This is a genomic window from Enterococcus sp. DIV0755b (assembly GCF_051713765.1).
Lineage (GTDB): Bacteria > Bacillota > Bacilli > Lactobacillales > Enterococcaceae > Enterococcus_C > Enterococcus_C canintestini.
This window is the reverse complement of the sequence record NZ_JBIOQN010000001.1, coordinates 1,015,963-1,034,292: the sequence shown is the minus strand read 5'-3', so window position 1 is coordinate 1,034,292 and position 18,330 is coordinate 1,015,963. Positions and strand designations below refer to the sequence as shown.

The following is an 18,330-nucleotide window of genomic DNA, read 5'->3' as shown; positions in this document are numbered from 1 at the left end:
AAAAGAATCCATTTCAATTAAATTTGGAGGCAAAGCTATGAGTATCACTGTAAAAGATGTCGCTAAAAAAGCCGGTGTCGCAACTTCAACGGTTTCACGCGTCATCAACGATCACCCAAGTATCTCAGAAGAAACCAAGAAAAAAGTGCGAAAAGTTATGAAAGATTTAGGCTACGTACCAAACGTTACTGCGCGGAATCTGGGCAAACAAATCGCTAGTGCGATTGGCATCATCTTACCTCCTTTAGATTCAAAAGAACGCTTGGGCAACCCTTTTTATTTAGAGACGATTGAAGCTGTTAATGAAGAAGCCAGCACATACCACATGTCTGTGGCTGTCGCTTCTGCTAATAATTTTGAAACCTTATTGGAAAATGTCAAACGCATGCATTTGCAAAAGCAAGTGGACGGTTTTATTTTAACGTATTCGGATAATCATGATCCGGTCATTGCTTATTTGGCGGATAACAAAATTCCTTTTACACTGATCGGTCAGCCTTATCAAAAAGAAAGTGAAATTATTTTTGTCGATAACGACAACCAATTATTAGGTAAACAAGCTACTGAATACTTAATTACCCGCGGTCATAAAAATATTTTATTTGTCACCAATACAACTCGCGAAAACCTCTATTTTGAGCGCTACTTTGGCTACCAAAAAGCGCTAATGATTGCGAATTTAACCACACATGCGGCAGTAAAATTTGAAGCGCCGGAAGATTATATTTTGTTTGAAAATATTTTGGAAGAAACAAAGGCCACCGCGCTTGTCGTAATTGATGATTTATTTGCGATGCGGATTATGCAGTTGGTCCAAATGTATGGCAAAAAAATTCCTGATGATATCTCTTTAATTAGCTTTAATAATTCCATTTTTTCTACTTTGGTTCATCCTTACATCACAAGTCTAGATGTCGACGTTTCACGCTTAGGGAAAATGGCTACACAAAAATTAATGGAACAAATTAACCAACAACTCACCGATGGTATTAAAGTAATCGTACCACATAAACTTATTCAAAGAGAAACAGTTTTAGATTTAACAAAGTGAATTAATTAATCAAAAGCAGCTTGCAAAAAAGAGCAGTGGCACCTCTTTTTTGCAAGCTGCTTTTACCTTTACTAGCGTAATAAATAGACACCTAGTAAACAAAATAAAACACCGGCTGCTTCTTTTAAGGAAAACGGTTCTTTAAAGATAAAAATACCGATTGGAATTAGAAGTAACGTTAACAAACTTGTCACCAAAATAGCCGCCATACTCATCGGCCAGCCTACCCGATATAACCACAGATAGCCAACTTCGACAAAAACGATTGCAATCCCTAATAAAACAGTGCCACCATTTAAGTAATGCACTTCTTGACTAAGAGGGGTTTTGTCACTTCGAAATAAAAATGAAAATAAACAAATGACCCAAGCAATTCCATACACAACAAAGAGTGAAAAAAATAAATTACTCTTTTCGTTTACACTTTTTGAAGCAAAATGATACAACAGATTTGCAATTACAGTTAGAAGTAATGGTGCATAAAACAAAAGCCTCTCCTCCTTTATCTGCTAAAAAAAGAGAAAAAATCCGTTAACCTGAATTTTTTCTCTGTTTAAGATTATTCTTTTTTACCAGGTTCTGAAGCGATAATGCTACATTTGCCTTCAATGGTCCAATTGGAAATACCGTTTGGCATAATGCAACTGGTGCCCATTGGCATTTCATAAGATTTACCATTTACTTTTAATTCACCAAAGCCATCAATAACCGTCATTAATGTATAAGGCGCATGAGCTTGTAGCTCAAGTTTTCCATTTACCTGCCATTCATACACATTAAAGAAGTCCGTTTTTAAATAAGTGATGATACTGGACTCGCCTTTTTTCACTTCTGTTACGTTTAATTCTGGTTTACGGGCAGGAACTGTTGTGACATCAATAGATTGTTGAATGTGTAATTCACGCGTCTTACCTTGATCATCTTTGCGATCGTAGTCATATACGCGATAAGTAGTATCAGAGCTTTGTTGGGTTTCTAAAATCATGATACCTTTACCAATCGCGTGAATCGTACCACTTGGAACATAGTAAAAATCACCTTTTTGAACTGGTACCCGCGTCAATAAATCATCCCAACGTTCATCGTGAATCATTTCGGCTAATTCTTCTCGTGTTTTAGCATGATGTCCGTAAATAATTTCAGCACCAGGATTGGCATCGATAATATACCAACACTCCGTTTTACCTAGTTCCCCTTCATGTTTCATACCGTACGCATCATCAGGATGCACTTGGACAGATAGTTCATCTTCAGCATCCAAAATTTTAATTAATAAAGGAAAAACCGGTTCGGTCGGATTGCCAAATAATTCTTTATGGTTTTGCCATAACTCATCTAATTTTTGTCCGGCAAATTCGCCATTGGTTACAACACTTACACCATGGGGATGAGCACTGATTGCCCAATCTTCACCAATTTTATCACTGGGTAAATCAAAGCCAAAAACAGTATGAAGGCGATTGCCTCCCCAGATTTTCTCTTGAAAAACAGGTTTCATAAATAATGGTTCCACGTTTAATTTCCTCCTAGTTATGAATTCATCTCGTGTTAAAAATCAAACTTAACTTTCTAACAACTTGTCTTGCAATATTATACCACTTTTCTAAATTTGTGAGCCTTTTCTTTTAAATATAAAGCCAGTATTTCATCTCTTTTGGCTAAATAAAGACTGCGATTGTCATGCGGATGAACACGATTACTTAAAAAGATAAACCCACTGTTTTCATTAGGATCTAGCAAAAGAAAAGTCCCTGTATAGCCAGTATGAAATAACAAAGGTCGTTTCTGTTCATCTTGTGTATACTTTAAATCCCAACCTAAAGATCTCTTTCCGTCGTGTTGGGGTGTTTGATCGGTTAAAAGTAGCGCAATCGTTTCTTTTTTTAGATAGTCTTTACCATCAGCCAAATACATCTGAGCAAAAATTTCCAAATCGGCTAAATTGGTAAATAAACCAGCATTGCCAGCTTCTTCTTTTAAAATCCGCGCTTTAGGATCATGAGTTATCCCTTGTAAGACTGTCCCATCAGCTAAGACTTCGGTTGGTACAATTTTGCTTTTTACTTTTTCTGCGGGCAAAAATAGACTATTTTTCATCCCTAAAGGAGCTAAAACTTCAGTATAAAAAATTTCTACCGCCGTTTTTTGGTAGATTTCTTCTAGCATAAAGCCTAACAAAATCGTCCCAGCATCCGTATATTGCACTACTTTACCTAAATTTTTTCCCGATTGTAGTTTTAAATAAGCTTTTTTCAATTCCTCTTTACGCAGTTGATTGCGATTTTCAATCCAAGTCTGAATATCTGAAGTATGGGTTAACAAATGTCGCAATGTAATCTGTTGATTTTCAAAAGCGGGTAAGTATTTTTTTAAAGGTGCATCTAAATCAAGACGTCCTTGTTCGACTAACCGTAAAATGACACTCGTCGTACACACAACTTTTGTCAAAGATGCAACGTCAAAAAGACTATTCTTTTGCAATTCTTCTGGCTGAGGAACCAGCATCTTTTTTCCCAAAACGATTTCTTCTATTTTTTATTTTTCAATAAAGGCAAAGGCAACTCCGGGAAAAACGCCTTCATTTAGCTGTTTTTTAATCAACGCCTTGGTTTTAGAATACATTTTTTCACCCTTTATCTTTTTGTTTGATTGTATCATTATTTTCTATAACATTTAAACCTTCCATAAAATCCTAAAAATAGCAGGGATACCATAAGAATAAAAAAATCTGGACATCTGTCCAGATTTAAAAATTGATTAATGTCTTTTCTTTTCTTCGCTCACAAACCACCATTCAATACCAGTAGGATCATAAACGGTAATAATTTGCTTTTTGTGATCAATAAAGAATTCAACGCTCAGCTTTTCTAAATGGTCTGCTAAAGCGAAGATATCTGCTTGTGGAACGCGAAATTGCAAGAAGTCTAAACCCAACACATCATCTGTGGCAAGATCTAATGTACCGCCTTGCCCTGTTGATAATCCAACGTGGAAATTACCGCCATTAAGCGCTAAAATACCACTGGTTTCATCTTGAACCTTCAAACCAATGACATTTTTCAAAAAGTCTTGTTGTTCGTTTAGTCGACTAGTATTTAAATGAATTTTGTCAAAGTGAACGCCATCTGATAAACGAGGAAATTCCCCAGTCGCCTTTTGCGCCAATGCAACGAGATCTAACGCCACTGGATTTTGATGCGCATTTTTAGAGCCAAAATAAATTTCTAACTGATTACCTTCTGGATCTTCCACTAATATCCCGGATGCTTCGTTTGCAGTTAAAGCATCTTTAATAGGATAGTTGGCTTGTAAGAGCCGTTGTGCTAAATCTGCCATCTCTTTTTCAGAAGGAATCACCAAACACAAACGTTTAAGTTTTTTTATTTCACCAGTGTGGTCTTGTGCATATGGACTTTCTTCCAACCATAACAAATCATTCTTATCTTTAGCTGTGCCAAAGATTGCCAACTCATTTTCTTCTCTTTTCAAATTAAAACCAATAATATCTCGGTAAAATTCAATCATTAGGTTCCGATTTTTCACGCGTAACGCCACGGTTTCAAGCCCCGCCGCCGATAGTGCAAATTCAGCCATTTTATTTACTCCCCTTCCGACAAGCCTATTGTACTTAGAAATTAGTCTGGTCGCAAATGATATCCCTTTTTGCTTTCAAATAACAAACGTCTTAATTAAACCAATTATCGTAAAACAAACTATCAAAATGCATTTTATCACTTTTTCGGTAAAAAAAAACAAAATTATCGCTTAAAATGACATTTTTTGTTAGTTAGCTGGAAATTAACCACAAAAAAGCAGTGATTCTTGAGTGAGTGCGTTTATAGAAAAATAAAATAGACTTGGCAAACACAAAAAAATTTGGCTACCAAGTCTACATTAATTATTCTTCTGTGGCTAGTTGAGCAGCTTCATAAGCAGCAACTTTTTCCGGATGGTGCTTTTGTAAAAAGCGTTTTTTGAAGATTAGAAATTCTTCTAAATCCATTAAAATATGATACAGACGCGCTTTACGTAAAAACTCTTCTTTCGTTTGAGGTAAAGGGGTCTCTTCAATTTTTTGCACCAACTGATCCACCATCTGCAACTGATGGATCGGCTGACTCATTTCGCCAAAATGCAGCGCAATTTCATTCAAAAATGCGACAATCACTGCCGAATCACTTTTAATTAAACGCAATTTTTTTATTTCATAATGGAGATTATGCAATACATTACATTGTTGCGTCCGCATTTCAAAATAATCCAAATAAAAATCATCACTTACCGGCAAGCGATTTTGCTGATAAGCAAAGGCCGCTTGGGTGTAGTTATGAAGCTCTTTTTCTAAGCTGATGATATCATCCCAGACATGGTTTTGTAACTGGCTATCAGCTAAGTAAGCAGCCAATTTTTCAAAAACGAGTTTGAATTTTTTTTCACTCGTCTGGCGACAATAGTTTAAATACTTTTTTTGACTTTCATAATGCTGGAAGTGATTAACGACAATGGCAATTAACAACCCAATTACTAATAGCCAAAGTTCATTGGTGATAGCATTGATGGTCAGTGTGCTTTTGGCCATTAAATGGGTCAAAACCACAGCATTAACAGACAGTGTCGGTAATAAGTTCCGCGCACTTAAACCAAATGTCAGCAAAACTAAAATAATACCATAACTAATCCATTCTAAATGTTGGATCGGTTGAATTAAAAATGCTAAAAAAACAGTGATTAAAAAAGTCCCTAAGCGTTGCAAACATAAGCGCCATGTTTGGACTTTCGTGGTAGAGATTGTCAACAGTGTAATAATTCCCGCAGAAGCGGCAAAATTTAAACCCAATAGTTCTGCCAATAAAATCGCCAGTGCGCTACCAATTCCAATTTTTGCAGCATAACCTAAATGTTGTTGCCAAGTATTTTTCGTTAATAGATTCATTTACCGTCTCCTTTTTATAATTTTTCTTTTATTATACTGGAAAAACAGTTGTAATGAATCCCTCCCTTGTTCTTTCAGAGTTCTTTTCTATTTTTAGCCAACATTATTTATCTCACCTCTTTTTAAATCAACTATACCAATAACTAGATTTTATGTTACATCACCAATGTAAAAAGACTTTTACACCTATACACAAATGAAATGATTTGCTATATTATTATAATGACGGAGGTGTTAATTTGGAAGAAAAGTACTACCAACTACTAAAAGAAAAATTTCCCCAAAAAGAACAAGTTTTAACAGAGCTCATCAATTTAGAAGCAATTGTACAACTACCAAAAGGAACAGAACATTTTGTTAGTGATCTTCATGGTGAATTTGATGCCTTTGATCATGTCTTACGCAATGGTTCAGGTAGTGTAAAAGAAAAAGTCAAAGAGTGTTTTCAAGCTGACCCGAATGTTCCCATTCGCGATTTATGTACACTCATTTACTATCCCGAAGAAAAACTGGCTTTACAAAAAGCCACCTTAACAAACACAGAGTTAATTGCTTATTATGAAGAAAATATTCCTTATCTTTTACAAGTTACCAATTACGCTGGGCGTAAATACACCCGTTCTAAAGTGAGAAAAGCCCTCCCGCCTCAATTTGCTTATATCATTGAAGAATTGTTAACTGAGGTTGATACCAAAAAAGATAAAGTCGATTATTTTGCGACGATTATTCAGCGTATTATTACTTTAAATCAAGCTCCTGCACTGATTACTGCCCTAGCTAAAACTATTCAGCGACTAGTAGTGGACCATCTGCATGTCGTAGGTGATATTTACGATCGTGGCCCAAAACCTGATTTTATTATGGAACGACTGTGTACTTTACCTTCTGTCGATATTCAGTGGGGCAATCATGATATTGTTTGGCTAGCGGCTGTGGCGGGTTCTCCTGTGGCGGTGATGAATTTGCTCCGTATTTCTTCTCGCTATGGCAATTTAGATATTTTAGAGGAACGTTATGGCATCAATTTACGACCATTAGCAAACTATGCCCAAAAATATTATCAGCCCAAAACTGCGTTTAATGTTAAAGCTGAAAATATTCACGAATTTTCAAAAAGCGAGCAAATTTTATTAAATCAGATGCAACAAGCAACAGCAATTTTACAATTTAAACTAGAAGGGCAATTAATTGAGCGGCGACCAGAATTTCTATTAGATCAGCGTAATATGCTAACCTTTATTGACTATACTAGCCAAACAATTACATTGCAGGGACAAAAATACCCACTAACTGATTTTCAAGCGCCAACAATTGACCCGCTTAATCCGCTAGCTTTAACACTAGAAGAAGAAAACTTAGTTACACGGCTTTTGACTTCAATCCAAGCATCTGAAAAATTAAAACGCCACATGGACTTTTTAATAGAAGCGGGTGCGATGTATTTGTGTTACAACGGCAATTTATTATTTCACGGCTGTATTCCCTTACATGAAAATGGTGATTTAAAATCACTCCGCATTAATGGTCAGAACTACGCCGGCAAGAGTCTACTAGATTTTTATGAAGAACAAGTACGAAAAAGTTATCAAAATCCTCATTGTCATTTTGATTTGGCAACAGATATGTTGTGGTATTTATGGACTGGCGAGCGTTCTTCTTTATTTGGTAAAGAAGCTATGACGACATTTGAACGTTACTATATCGCCGACAAAAAAACACATCGCGAAAAGAAAAATGCCTATTACACTTTGCGTAATGACGAAACCATTTGTCAGGAGTTATTAGCAGAATTTGACTTACCTGATTACGGTCATATTATTAACGGTCACACCCCAGTCAAAGAAAAAAAGGGCGAGGATCCAATTAAAGCCAATAGTAAACTAATTGTCATTGATGGCGGATACGCCAAAAGTTATCAAAAAACTACCGGCATTGCTGGCTATACTTTATTGTCAAATAGCTATGGGATGCAATTAGCCGCCCATCAACCATTCACATCTGTCACGGATGCGGTAATAAATGGTACTGATATTATTTCAGTCAAACGTTTAGTGGCAGAAGTACCCAATCGAACCAAAGTCAAAGCAACTAATATTGGTACTAAAATTTGTCATGAGATGGCGGACCTGCAATATCTCTATCAAAACTTTGATAAAATTTAAGTAAAAAATCACAGTTTACGCCCAAAACGAAGAGAAACCTTGTCCTTATGCTTTTTATGATCGGTTTAGTTGCCAACACATCCCATCACAGAGCTTAAAAACAAGCGTGGCAACGCTTGTTTTTTTATTTTATGCATTTTTTTATTCATATATAACCTTTTAACACCAGAATGAAAATCGCTTACATTCATTTTCTTTTCATTATTTTATCAGATAAAAAGAAAAACGTTGAATTTTTTGGTGAAATAAAATAAGATACTAACATCTTACAAAAAGAAAGAAGGATGAAAGATGACTTCAATTTCCGTACAAGATTTTAACTTGCTACGTCAAAACGAAGTGCTGAACATCTTAGATATTCGCGACTCGCAGGATTTTGAAATGAGCCATTTACCCCATGCCATTTCTTTACCCGCAACAAGCTTACCTAATGAATTAAAACAATTAGATAAAAATGCGACCTATTACGTAATCAGCTACTCCGGACGTCGTTCAGAAATTATCGCGAGTTTCTTAGAAAATCACGGTTACAAGGCAGTTCATGTAATTGGTGGTATGCGTGATATTAAACAATTAGCAGCCTAAAAACGAAAGTGTGACAAACGTCGCTTCTGACACACTATTTTTCTGTAAAAAGAACCGTGACCAAAATGACCACGGTTCTTTTTTATTCATCTTCTGTTTCTTCATGATAGTATTGGGAAACGTCTTTATACCATTCAAAAAGATGCGTAATAAGGACTTTTGCCGCTGCATAGACAGGGATTCCTAAAATGACCCCGACCACACCAAATAACTTACCAGAAGTCAATAATACTAATAAAATAGTCACCGGATGAACAGAAAGTTCATTACCTAAAACTAATGGTGAAATTAAACGACCTTCAATAGTTTGTTCAATCGCAAATACTACTAGTACTTTCACTAACATTACTGGCCCCGCAACAATTCCCAAAAAGATAGCAGGAACCATGGCTAGAAATGACCCTAAATAAGGAATCAAATTCAAAAAGCCTGCTGCGACACCTAATGTCACAGAATAATCCAACCCGATAATCGAAAAGCCGATAATAAACATGATGGCTACAGCAAAAGCAACTGTCAACTGCCCTCTAATATAAGAGGAAACTTGCTCGTTCATTTCTTTTAAAACTTTTAATGTTGGTTTACGCATTTTATTGGGTAAAAATTTAACAAAATATGGAGCTAAATTGCGGCCATCCTTTAAAAGATAAAATAAAATGAATGGCATTGTAAAGATAGCCACTAAAGTAGAGGCAACCGCCCCGACAATTTTTCCTAAACTAGAGATAGTGGAGCTGGAAATATTACGAATAAAGTCGGTCAGCCAAGTAGTAATCTTATCGCCATAACTATCAAATTGATCTTTAAATGTACCAAAAATCGGATCATTTAAAATTTCATTGGCTTTTTGGTCAATAACATCTAAATAATTGGGAAAATTATCGATAAAACTTGCGGTTTGTTCCCGAATTTTCGGGACAATAACCACTACGCCCCAAGTAATTAAACCAATTACGAGTAAAAACAATAAGAAAATGCTGTAAATTCGTTTTAAGCCTTTTTTCTCCAAATAATCAACAGCCGGATTCATTAGATAATAAAAAACGCCTGCTAAAACAATCGGTAAGCCGACGACACCAACAAACTGTGCGATAGGCTCAAATAGATATGAAACTTTAGTAAAGGCATTTAAAATCAATAAAATCAATAAAATAATCAATAAGGCGGTCACAAACTGATTATTTAAAAACCATTTCCAAAACCAAGATAACCTTTTTTTATCTTTCTCCATTTTAAAACCTCCGTTTGGCACTTTAGGCCTTTAGAAATATAAAATAAGTTCAACTGCGCTTTTATGGATACGTAATCGTCATGCCTACTTCTAATTGTGGCACTTCAAAAGGTGTAAGATAGACGCCATTGACAATACTGTCAGTTACGGGCACCTCATCAAATATAAAAGAAGCATGTTGAATTTCATGAAGCCCTTTTAATGCGGTATTGCCAACATGAGTCACCGTATATTTAGCTTCACCAAAACGAATTTCGTCTCCTTTATTTAAAGTGATCGCATCAGCTTTTGGTACATCTTGAATAATTGCGTAAGGCTTTAAACCTTTTGTGGCACTGTTATCAAAGAAAATTAATAATTTTTCGTCGGCATCAATTGCCTCTTTCCCAATTGCTGTAATTTTTCCTGTTATCATTTAATCGTTACCTCCTATATGTTTATAACATTTCGTTTGAAATTCATTTTAAAATATCGTGATTGGTCCATAAATCCAACTCACACAAAAAAGACTGTTTTGAATTTTTTTATCAAAAGAGACTTTTTTACCTTTATACTCATTTTTTTGTTGTAGTTTTAACAGTTTTTATTATAACATACCTGATCTTTTCTCTAACTTCTAAAGCGGATTCTTTGTGGTAGAATAGAAAAGAGAGTGAAGTATTTAAAGCAAAAATTTTTCTTAAGAAAAATTTGGCAATAATTGGTAGGAGGATGACTTATGTTACATCACTTATTATTAGGAACTTATACAAGACGTGAAAGCGAAGGAATTTACCGTATTACCCTCGATACAGAAAAAGAACAATTGCTAGATTTAAGTTTGGCAACTAAAGAAAACAGTCCAACTTATTTAGCAAAAAGTAACGCTAAAAATCTTTATACTGTGACAGCTGTTGACGGCAATGGTGGTTGTGGTGCTTATGATAAAGACTTTAAATTTTTAAATGCCGTAACAAAAGAAGGAGCTCCACTGTGCTACGTGGCAGTTGATGAAGAGCGCCAATTAGTTTATGGCGCTAACTATCATTTAGGTGAAATTAGTGTCTACGGTTTAAAATCAGATGGTAGTCTTAAACCTGGTGTGGTAATTAAGCATGATGAACCTACCGGCAGTAATGAAAATCAAGATAAACCCCATGTTCACTACACCGATTTAACTCCTGATAAACGCCTTGTCGTTTGCGATTTAGGAACTGACCGAGTGTATACTTATAACGTTAGTGAAACAGGAGAGTTAGACGAAGTCGCCATTTATCAAACCGAAGATGGTGCTGGTCCCCGTCATTTAGTTTTTCATCCTACGAAAAATATTGCCTACTTATTAGGTGAATTAAATAGTACGCTGACTGTTTTAAGTTACAATCCTGAAGATGGTAGCTTTACTGAAATCATGCAAGATTCCTTGTTACCAAAAGATTTTACTGGAGCAAATGGTGGCGCAGCAGTGCGCATTAGTCCAGATGGGCGCTTTATTTATGCATCTAATCGCGGACATAACTCAATTGTTGTTTTTGCCCTTTCAACAGATGGGTTGACGATTGAAAAAGTCCAAACAATCAGCACTGAAGGTGATTTCCCACGGGATTTTGCCCTTGACCCAAGTGGCAAATATGTCGTTTGTGCTAATCAAAACAGCGATAATTTAACTCTTTATACCCGTAACCAAACTGACGGTACCCTAACCACTGTCCAAAAAGATGTATATGCGCCAGAATGTGTCTGCGTCTTATTTGAAGACTAAAGAAAAGAATTGGAGGAGCCCCATGTTTACCAAAACACCGATTGAATTGTTACTAAAAGATTTTTCAAACTTATTAAATAAATGCCAGTCCGTTTGTGATTTAGTGAGTACGCGCCGCTATAACGAAAACTTAGCAATTTTAACTACCTCAGAAGGTTACGCAATTGCCGAAAAAGCTTATATTCGCTGCGATCAAAATACGGAGTTACAAACCAAAGAAGTTGAAGCATTCGTGAATGCTTTTGATGATTTTTATTTTGAACTTAAACAAGTTTTATTTCATGACGATGACGACATTGCCAGTTTAAAAGAGCGACTTAGTACCATGCAAAGTCAATACGAAGCGTTAACGCAGTCGTTTAATCTGTTATAGGAGAAGATATTATGAATCAACAAGAAGCATTGGACCGTTTAAAAGAAGAATTAAGACTGCCTTATTTCAATGGGAAAATTGAAGAAAAGGAATATAGCGAAGAAGAATATCAAAAAATGAAACGTGATTTAATTAAATATTTTGATGACTACGTTCGCAACGTAGAAAATTAAAATATTAGAGGTTGTGACAAGACTTTTGTCACAACCTCTTTTTTAACATATAAACGATGCTAGAAAAGTAACTGCTACTTAAGTAAGAAGAAATTTCGCAAAAAACTTGAACAGTAATTTTCTTAAAAATATTTCTTATTTCATAAAGTTCATCACTTCTATTACGACCTCACCTTTTATTTTCTAATCACGATTCGCCTATTTTTTTAAGTTCTAAAAATTTGGTAGCGACATTTTTCAAAAAAGTTTCATCATGCTCCACAATTAACATTGTTGGTTGTACAGACTGAATGACTTCTTCTAATTGCTCCTGGTTAAAGACATCCAAATAGTTTAACGGCTCATCCCAAATAAATAATTCCGCAGGTGTTGCAAGTGACTTGGCAAGTTCAACGCGTTTTCTTTGTCCCATGCTCATATCTTCAATTTTATTAAAAAAGACTTCTCGCTCAACACCTAATTTGCGTAAATTATTTAACAAGTCTTCATAATTCAAATGGTGACTTTCTGCAAATTCCACTAAACTTCCTCGATTATCCTCATAATTTTGGCGCACATAACTAATTGTAAGTCTTTGAGGACGATTGACTTTTCCTTTGACGCTTCCTTCAAAGGTATTTTGTAAATAATGAATTAAAGAAGATTTACCTGCACCATTTGCTCCCATAATTGCTAAACGGTCTCCTTGATGCAATTCAAATGTGATTGGTTTGAATAATGCAGAACTATCAGGATATTGTAATGTTAAGTCTTCTACTTGAAGTAACAATTTGTGGTGGCTTGGCGCAAAATTTAATTTCAAAGTATTAACCGTTTCAATATCTTTTAACAATTCTGCCTTTTGGGACATTTGCTCTTCTAAGCGATTTACAATCGCTTTTGCCCGTTTCATCGTTCGCGCAGCATCTGCTCCTACTGCTCCTTTATTTACCCGTCGTGACTCGGTATCGATGAAACCTTTTGACTTTTTAGTTTTATCACCTTCTCGAGAAAGAGCCCACTCAGCTTTTTCTGCGGCAGTTTGTTGTAAGCGGCCAATTTCTTTTTTTATTTTCGTATTTTGCTCTAATTCATATTGATCGCGTAATTGTTTTTGTTCTTCGTAAATAGAAAAATTACCTTGGTACAACACTAACTGACTTTTTTCAAGAGACAAAATGTGATCGACCACTTCATCAATAAAATGACGGTCATGACTGACCACAATAAAACCTTGCTTTTTCTTTTTCAAATATTGCGCCACTTGCTTTCGGCCTAAGACATCTAAATGATTAGTCGGTTCATCAATTAAAGGAAAATTCGCTTCATCGACAAATAGCAAAGCCAATAAGACTTTGGTCTGCTCTCCACCTGAAAGGCTAGCAAATGGTCGCCACAAAACAAGTGTATCCACCCCTAGTAAATTTAATTCTCGTTCTAATTGCCATTGTTCAAAAGTGGCTACTTCATTTAATGCATAAAATGTGATTTGATTTTTATCGACTAATTTTTGCGGAAAGTACGTAAAAGTCATTTGATGCGTAATCTGTCCTTCATAAGAAAATTTATTTTGCAATAAATTCAATAAAGTTGTTTTTCCTCGCCCGTTACGGCCAATTAAGCCTAATTTCCAACTGGTATCAATTACTAAATTACTATGGTCAAACAGTAATGTCCCTTGATTATCAAAACCAAAAGTTAAATCATGTATTTTTATCACTGGCATATTCTCACCTCATAAAAGGGCGTAAAACTGATTTTTGCTTAAAAATTCTGCTGGCGCGATTAATTTTAATTACGCACTAGCTTATTTTTAGCCTAAATCTACTTATAGCCCAAAAAGAACCCTTCCTATTTTCAGGAAGGGTTCTCTACCAGAGATATGACAATAAATAAGGTAAACAAAAAGACCTCACACAGTCATTTAACCAATCCTGAAAATCTGCACACGAATCCCTTGGTCGTTCCAAGTTTTTCGTCTGAATGCAGCTTCAACAAATTGGTTAAAATTTCAATGCAAGATCCCTCATTTCGTTTTTAATAAGAAAAGAATAGCATGGTTTTAAAAATTTAACAATCTATTTAGATACAGCAAAAGTAAGAAAGTATCATAAAAAAGCATCTGGATCCAAATAAAAAAACAAATAATTTATTTTTGATTAATATTTTGATTATTCATTTCTTCTTTTTGTTTTTATTACGAAAAAAAATTTCCTAACAGTTTGTCCAAAAATACAAATCGACAGCTATCTTTTTTTATTTTATGCGCACAAAAAAACCATTGGGTTGGTTAGGCCCAATGGAAAAAGGAGTAATTACTCTCAAATGGAGTAAAATGAAAAATAAAAAGGTTGTTGTTGGTTATGTATTTAATATAAACGACAACTTCTTTTTTGTCATAAAAATAACGTTATAGTTAAATTAGATAACTCTCGTTTTGCTAATTTCACTGTCACTACCTCGATTACGTCTTCCAAGTAGTTTTATAAAATTGATTATTTCTAAAGAAAAGATAAAAAATTCACTTTTAAATGATTATTTCTTTAGTCAAACCAACAAAAAAAGAGGTTGCAACAGAAGCGACCAGCTTCTATTGCACCGTTTATTCGAAAATAGAAGGTGTGACAAAAGTCTTGTCACACCTTCTTTAAACACTTTTATCTTTCAAATTTACTTCTTACCAAGTAATAAATTGGTCATCCGTTGAATTGAAAATGAAATTTCATCTGTTGCTTCATCTTGTTTTGTTTCAGAAGCATCAAAGGCTTTCGTATCAATTCCATGTTCTGTTTGTAGACTAGCAATCATCTCATCGCAACCAGCGACGTATTTTTCATAAGAACGTTGAAATTTTTTATGAATTCCCATTACTTTAGCAGGAGGACGTAATTTTTCAATTTGCGCTAACATCGCTTTGTATTTTTTAGTACCGGCAGTAAAGACATCGACTACTTCAGCAATTTTTTCAGGTGTTAATTCTGCTAATTTGTCTTCATCAATTGTCTTCCGAATAATTTCATAATGAGGATTCATCTCTTCCCCAATTTTTTCAGTATCTTGTACGATATCATTAATATTTTGGACATAATAACCAAGATTTGGTCTCACAGTTATTCCTACTTTCTTTTTTGTGATACTTTCATTTTAGCGGTTTTTCGACTAATTAGAAAGTATTCTCGAAAAAAAGGGTTATTTTTTGCAATTTTTTTAAGAGTCTTGGAAAATATAGGCAAAGGTGGTGATGTGAGATGACACAAACAAACACGCTGCAAGAATACGCTAAATTAAGCAGTGAAGATAGTCTCGCAAAGATAAATAGTTCAAAAAATGGGCTTACCGATCAAGAAGTCCAAAAAAGATTGGAAAAATACGGTAAAAATGTAATCGCAACTACCCAAAAGCAGTCTATGCTTAAAACATTTTTAACCAACTTCACCAGTATGATGGCTATTTTACTATGGATTGCCGGCTTTATTGCCCTTTTAACTGGTACACCAGAATTAGGAATTGCAATTTGGCTCGTAAATGTTATTAATGGTATTTTTAGTTTCTGGCAACAATATCGCGCCCAACAAGCTACAAGCGCACTACAAAAAATGCTACCTAGTTACGTGAAAGTCATCCGCAACGGGCAAGCAAATAAAATTTTAGCGGCTGATTTAGTTCCTGGCGATATTGTCACTTTAAATAGTGGTGATAACATCCCCGCTGACGGTCGCCTGTTAACTGCTGACAGTTTAGAAGTTAATCAATCGTCTTTAACAGGTGAATCCACTACCGTCAATAAAGAAATCGAGATTCAAACAGAGGAAGCATTAAAAAGTGCTGGTAAATATGCCGAAGCCAATTTAGTTTACGAAGGAACTTCTGTAGTCAACGGCAGTGGGGTCTTTGTCGTTTTAGCGACTGGGATGGACACAGAATTTGGACAAATCGCTTCATTGACGACTTCTGTAACCGACGTGAAAAGTCCCTTACAAAAAGAATTAGATATTTTAACTCGTCAGCTTTCCATCATAGCCATTGGAATTGGTATTTTATTTTTTATCGCTGCGGTCTTTTTTGTCGGTTATCCTTGGCCGAAAGCATTCATTTTTGCCCTTGGCATGGTGGTAGCTTTTATTCCAGAAGGTTTACTGCCGACAGTTACACTCTCTTTGGCGATGGCAGTTCAAAAAATGGCAAAAAAGAATGCGTTAGTTAAACATTTGAACAGTGTAGAAACACTAGGTGAAACAACAGTAATTTGTTCAGATAAGACGGGTACTTTAACCAAAAATGAAATGACAATTGAAAAAGTATGGCTACCAGAGTCAAGCTACACCGTTTCTGGGACAGGTTATGAACCAAATGGTATCGTTAAAAAAGGCGATAAACGAATTGATCTATCCCAAGAAAAAGATTTACTACAACTATTGCGCATCGGCAGTTTATGTAATGATTCTGCCATTGAAGAAAAAAACGATCACTATCAACTCGTTGGTAGCCCTGATGAAGGTAGTATTTTAATTTTAGCTAGTAAAGCCGATTATGATTTAAGCGATGAACAAAAAAATTATCCTCGAAAAAGCGAACTTCCTTTTGACTCAAAACGCAAACGCATGTCCACTATTCATACCCATAATAATCAGCAATACGTTTTTACCAAAGGGGGCATTACCGAAGTTTTAAGCAGTTGTCAGAGTTATTTAAAAAATGGCCAAGTCGCGCCTTTAGACGACACTCTCAAAAATCAAATTTTAACTCAAAACGATCACTTCGCAAAAGAAGGGCTCCGCACGTTAGCTTTTGCCTATCGTCCACTAAAGCCCAATGAAGAATTAACAATTGAGAACTGCGAACAAAATTTGATTTTTGTCGGCATTACCGCCAGCCAAGATCCACCACGGGAAAATGTGATCGAGGCAATTCAAAAATGTCACGATGCGTCAATCCGTATTATTATGGTCACTGGCGATTACGGTCTAACTGCTGAAAGTATTGCTCGCAAAATCGGTATTGTCAAAAGTGATGATGTGCGGGTTATTACCGGGGATGATTTAGCTGCTATGAGTGAAGCAACCTTAAAAGAAAATTTACGTCATGAAGTTATTTTTGCCCGTGTGGCGCCAGAGCAAAAATATCGTGTCGTTTCCACCTTGCAAAGTTTAGGCGAAGTAGTTGCCTCCACTGGTGACGGTGTGAATGATGCACCTGCTTTAAAAAAAGCGGATATTGGCGTTGCGATGGGTATTACAGGCACTGATGTTGCAAAAGAAGCGGCAGATATGATTTTAACTGACGATAATTTCACCTCAATTGTCAATGCGATTGAAGAAGGAAGGACTGTTTACAATAATATTCGTAAATTCTTACTTTATATTTTAAATAGTAATATGCCTGAAGCAATTCCATCACTACTATTTTTACTATCAAAAGGTACTATTCCTTTACCTTTAACTGTTATGCAAATTTTGACCATTGATCTTGGTACTGACATGCTTCCTGCCTTAGGACTAGCCACTGAACAAACGGAAGCTGGCACTATGAAAAAGCCGCCTCGCAAACAATCTGAACATTTGTTAACCAAACAGATTATCATCAAAGCTTTTGGTTTTTATGGCCTAATGGCTTCATTTATTTCCATTGGCGCTTACTTTTTTGTCAATCACCTAAACGGTTGGCCAGCTGTCGCATTGGCAGCAAACGGGAAAGTTTATCTCATGGCTACCACTATGACATTAGCGGCAATTGTTTTCTGTCAAATCGGTGCTGTTTTTAACTGTCGAACTGAAAAGCAATCCTTATTTGAAATTGGCTTATTTTCAAATAAACGCATTTTAGGAGGAATCATTTTTGAAATTATCTTAATCACATGTTTGATGTATCTTCCCTTCTTACAAAAATTATTTGGCACGACTGGCATTCAACTTAAAGACTGGTTATTTCTAATTTGTATTCCATTGCCACTTATCTTGATTGAAGAAATTCGCAAAAAAATTATACGCAGTCATTAAATTTAAGAGTCAAAAATGTCTGTGACAGAAGGAACCTACTTCAAAAACTAAGAAGGAATTTCAAAAAAATGGCTTTTCAAATTTTTGCGAAATTTCAGCTTATTAA

The 18,330-nt window shown here is 35.5% G+C and carries 15 protein-coding genes and 1 pseudogene; 7 read left to right on the top strand and 9 right to left on the bottom strand.

Annotated features, from left to right (window positions below):
* The first annotated feature begins 37 nt into the window (after positions 1-37).
* Positions 38-1,051: a LacI family DNA-binding transcriptional regulator gene (locus tag IGI65_RS04900; RefSeq protein ID WP_071864798.1), complete on the top strand. Its 1,014-nt coding sequence runs from the start codon at positions 38-40 to the stop codon at positions 1,049-1,051.
* Positions 1,052-1,122: 71 nt separating this feature from the next.
* Here IGI65_RS04900 and IGI65_RS04895 read toward each other — a convergent pair whose 3' ends face one another.
* From IGI65_RS04895 to IGI65_RS04875, 5 genes and pseudogenes are all read right to left on the bottom strand, one after another.
* A complete protein-coding gene (locus tag IGI65_RS04895; protein ID WP_438773415.1) occupies positions 1,123-1,539 on the bottom strand; it encodes an EamA family transporter in 417 nt (138 codons plus the stop codon).
* Positions 1,540-1,610: 71 nt separating this feature from the next.
* Complete coding sequence (gene manA, locus IGI65_RS04890) at positions 1,611-2,549, bottom strand: mannose-6-phosphate isomerase, class I (protein WP_211269901.1); 939 nt, start codon at positions 2,547-2,549, stop codon at positions 1,611-1,613.
* A gap of 92 nt (positions 2,550-2,641) precedes the next feature.
* Positions 2,642-3,673, bottom strand: a pseudogene (locus IGI65_RS04885) (serine hydrolase domain-containing protein).
* Positions 3,674-3,808: 135 nt separating this feature from the next.
* Positions 3,809-4,645, bottom strand: a complete 837-nt coding sequence (locus IGI65_RS04880) for a VOC family protein (RefSeq protein ID WP_438773414.1) — start codon at positions 4,643-4,645, stop codon at positions 3,809-3,811.
* A 304-nt stretch (positions 4,646-4,949) separates the two neighbouring features.
* Entirely contained in the window at positions 4,950-5,984 is a 1,035-nt protein-coding gene (locus IGI65_RS04875) for an aromatic acid exporter family protein (RefSeq protein WP_095005918.1), read from the bottom strand.
* A 239-nt stretch (positions 5,985-6,223) separates the two neighbouring features.
* On the opposite strand from IGI65_RS04875, the gene IGI65_RS04870 reads away from it, so the two are divergent.
* Complete coding sequence (locus IGI65_RS04870) at positions 6,224-8,146, top strand: fructose-1,6-bisphosphatase (RefSeq protein WP_438773413.1); 1,923 nt, start codon at positions 6,224-6,226, stop codon at positions 8,144-8,146.
* Between the two features lie 291 nt (positions 8,147-8,437).
* Positions 8,438-8,731, top strand: a complete 294-nt coding sequence (locus tag IGI65_RS04865; protein WP_438773411.1) for a rhodanese-like domain-containing protein — start codon at positions 8,438-8,440, stop codon at positions 8,729-8,731.
* An 82-nt stretch (positions 8,732-8,813) separates the two neighbouring features.
* Here the strand turns inward: IGI65_RS04865 and IGI65_RS04860 are convergent, their stop codons facing one another.
* Positions 8,814-9,962, bottom strand: coding sequence for an AI-2E family transporter (locus tag IGI65_RS04860; protein ID WP_438773410.1), 1,149 nt, complete (start codon positions 9,960-9,962; stop codon positions 8,814-8,816).
* 61 nt (positions 9,963-10,023) lie between these two features.
* A complete protein-coding gene (locus IGI65_RS04855; RefSeq protein ID WP_438773409.1) occupies positions 10,024-10,377 on the bottom strand; it encodes a PTS glucitol/sorbitol transporter subunit IIA in 354 nt (117 codons plus the stop codon).
* A 303-nt stretch (positions 10,378-10,680) separates the two neighbouring features.
* Between IGI65_RS04855 and IGI65_RS04850 the strand changes: the two genes are divergently transcribed.
* Genes IGI65_RS04850 through IGI65_RS04840 form a run of 3 tightly spaced genes read left to right on the top strand, consistent with a single transcriptional unit; the run spans position 10,681 to position 12,249 of the window.
* A complete protein-coding gene (locus tag IGI65_RS04850; protein ID WP_438773408.1) occupies positions 10,681-11,703 on the top strand; it encodes a lactonase family protein in 1,023 nt (340 codons plus the stop codon).
* Positions 11,704-11,725: 22 nt separating this feature from the next.
* Complete coding sequence (locus tag IGI65_RS04845) at positions 11,726-12,076, top strand: hypothetical protein (protein ID WP_412256196.1); 351 nt, start codon at positions 11,726-11,728, stop codon at positions 12,074-12,076.
* Positions 12,077-12,087: 11 nt separating this feature from the next.
* Positions 12,088-12,249, top strand: coding sequence for a hypothetical protein (locus IGI65_RS04840; protein ID WP_438773407.1), 162 nt, complete (start codon positions 12,088-12,090; stop codon positions 12,247-12,249).
* Positions 12,250-12,436: 187 nt separating this feature from the next.
* Here the strand turns inward: IGI65_RS04840 and abc-f are convergent, their stop codons facing one another.
* Entirely contained in the window at positions 12,437-13,954 is a 1,518-nt protein-coding gene (gene abc-f / locus IGI65_RS04835; protein ID WP_438773406.1) for a ribosomal protection-like ABC-F family protein, read from the bottom strand.
* A 944-nt stretch (positions 13,955-14,898) separates the two neighbouring features.
* Positions 14,899-15,336: a hypothetical protein gene (locus IGI65_RS04830; protein ID WP_438773405.1), complete on the bottom strand. Its 438-nt coding sequence runs from the start codon at positions 15,334-15,336 to the stop codon at positions 14,899-14,901.
* A 140-nt stretch (positions 15,337-15,476) separates the two neighbouring features.
* Here IGI65_RS04830 and IGI65_RS04825 point away from each other — a divergent pair, with 140 nt between their 5' ends.
* The gene (locus tag IGI65_RS04825; RefSeq protein ID WP_438773404.1) at positions 15,477-18,224 is read left to right on the top strand and encodes a cation-translocating P-type ATPase; all 2,748 of its coding nucleotides are present in this window, start codon (positions 15,477-15,479) and stop codon (positions 18,222-18,224) included.
* Positions 18,225-18,330 lie beyond the last annotated feature (106 nt).

Coding starts and splice junctions, on each gene's coding strand:
- IGI65_RS04900 (WP_071864798.1), top strand. CDS start 38: ATGAGTATCACTGTAAAAGATGTCGCTAAAAAAGCCGGTGTCGCAACT.
- IGI65_RS04860 (WP_438773410.1), bottom strand. CDS start 9,962: ATGGAGAAAGATAAAAAAAGGTTATCTTGGTTTTGGAAATGGTTTTTA.
- IGI65_RS04880 (WP_438773414.1), bottom strand. CDS start 4,645: ATGGCTGAATTTGCACTATCGGCGGCGGGGCTTGAAACCGTGGCGTTA.
- IGI65_RS04875 (WP_095005918.1), bottom strand. CDS start 5,984: ATGAATCTATTAACGAAAAATACTTGGCAACAACATTTAGGTTATGCT.
- abc-f (WP_438773406.1), bottom strand. CDS start 13,954: ATGCCAGTGATAAAAATACATGATTTAACTTTTGGTTTTGATAATCAA.
- IGI65_RS04855 (WP_438773409.1), bottom strand. CDS start 10,377: ATGATAACAGGAAAAATTACAGCAATTGGGAAAGAGGCAATTGATGCC.
- IGI65_RS04845 (WP_412256196.1), top strand. CDS start 11,726: ATGTTTACCAAAACACCGATTGAATTGTTACTAAAAGATTTTTCAAAC.
- IGI65_RS04840 (WP_438773407.1), top strand. CDS start 12,088: ATGAATCAACAAGAAGCATTGGACCGTTTAAAAGAAGAATTAAGACTG.
- manA (WP_211269901.1), bottom strand. CDS start 2,549: ATGAAACCTGTTTTTCAAGAGAAAATCTGGGGAGGCAATCGCCTTCAT.
- IGI65_RS04825 (WP_438773404.1), top strand. CDS start 15,477: ATGACACAAACAAACACGCTGCAAGAATACGCTAAATTAAGCAGTGAA.
- IGI65_RS04850 (WP_438773408.1), top strand. CDS start 10,681: ATGTTACATCACTTATTATTAGGAACTTATACAAGACGTGAAAGCGAA.
- IGI65_RS04865 (WP_438773411.1), top strand. CDS start 8,438: ATGACTTCAATTTCCGTACAAGATTTTAACTTGCTACGTCAAAACGAA.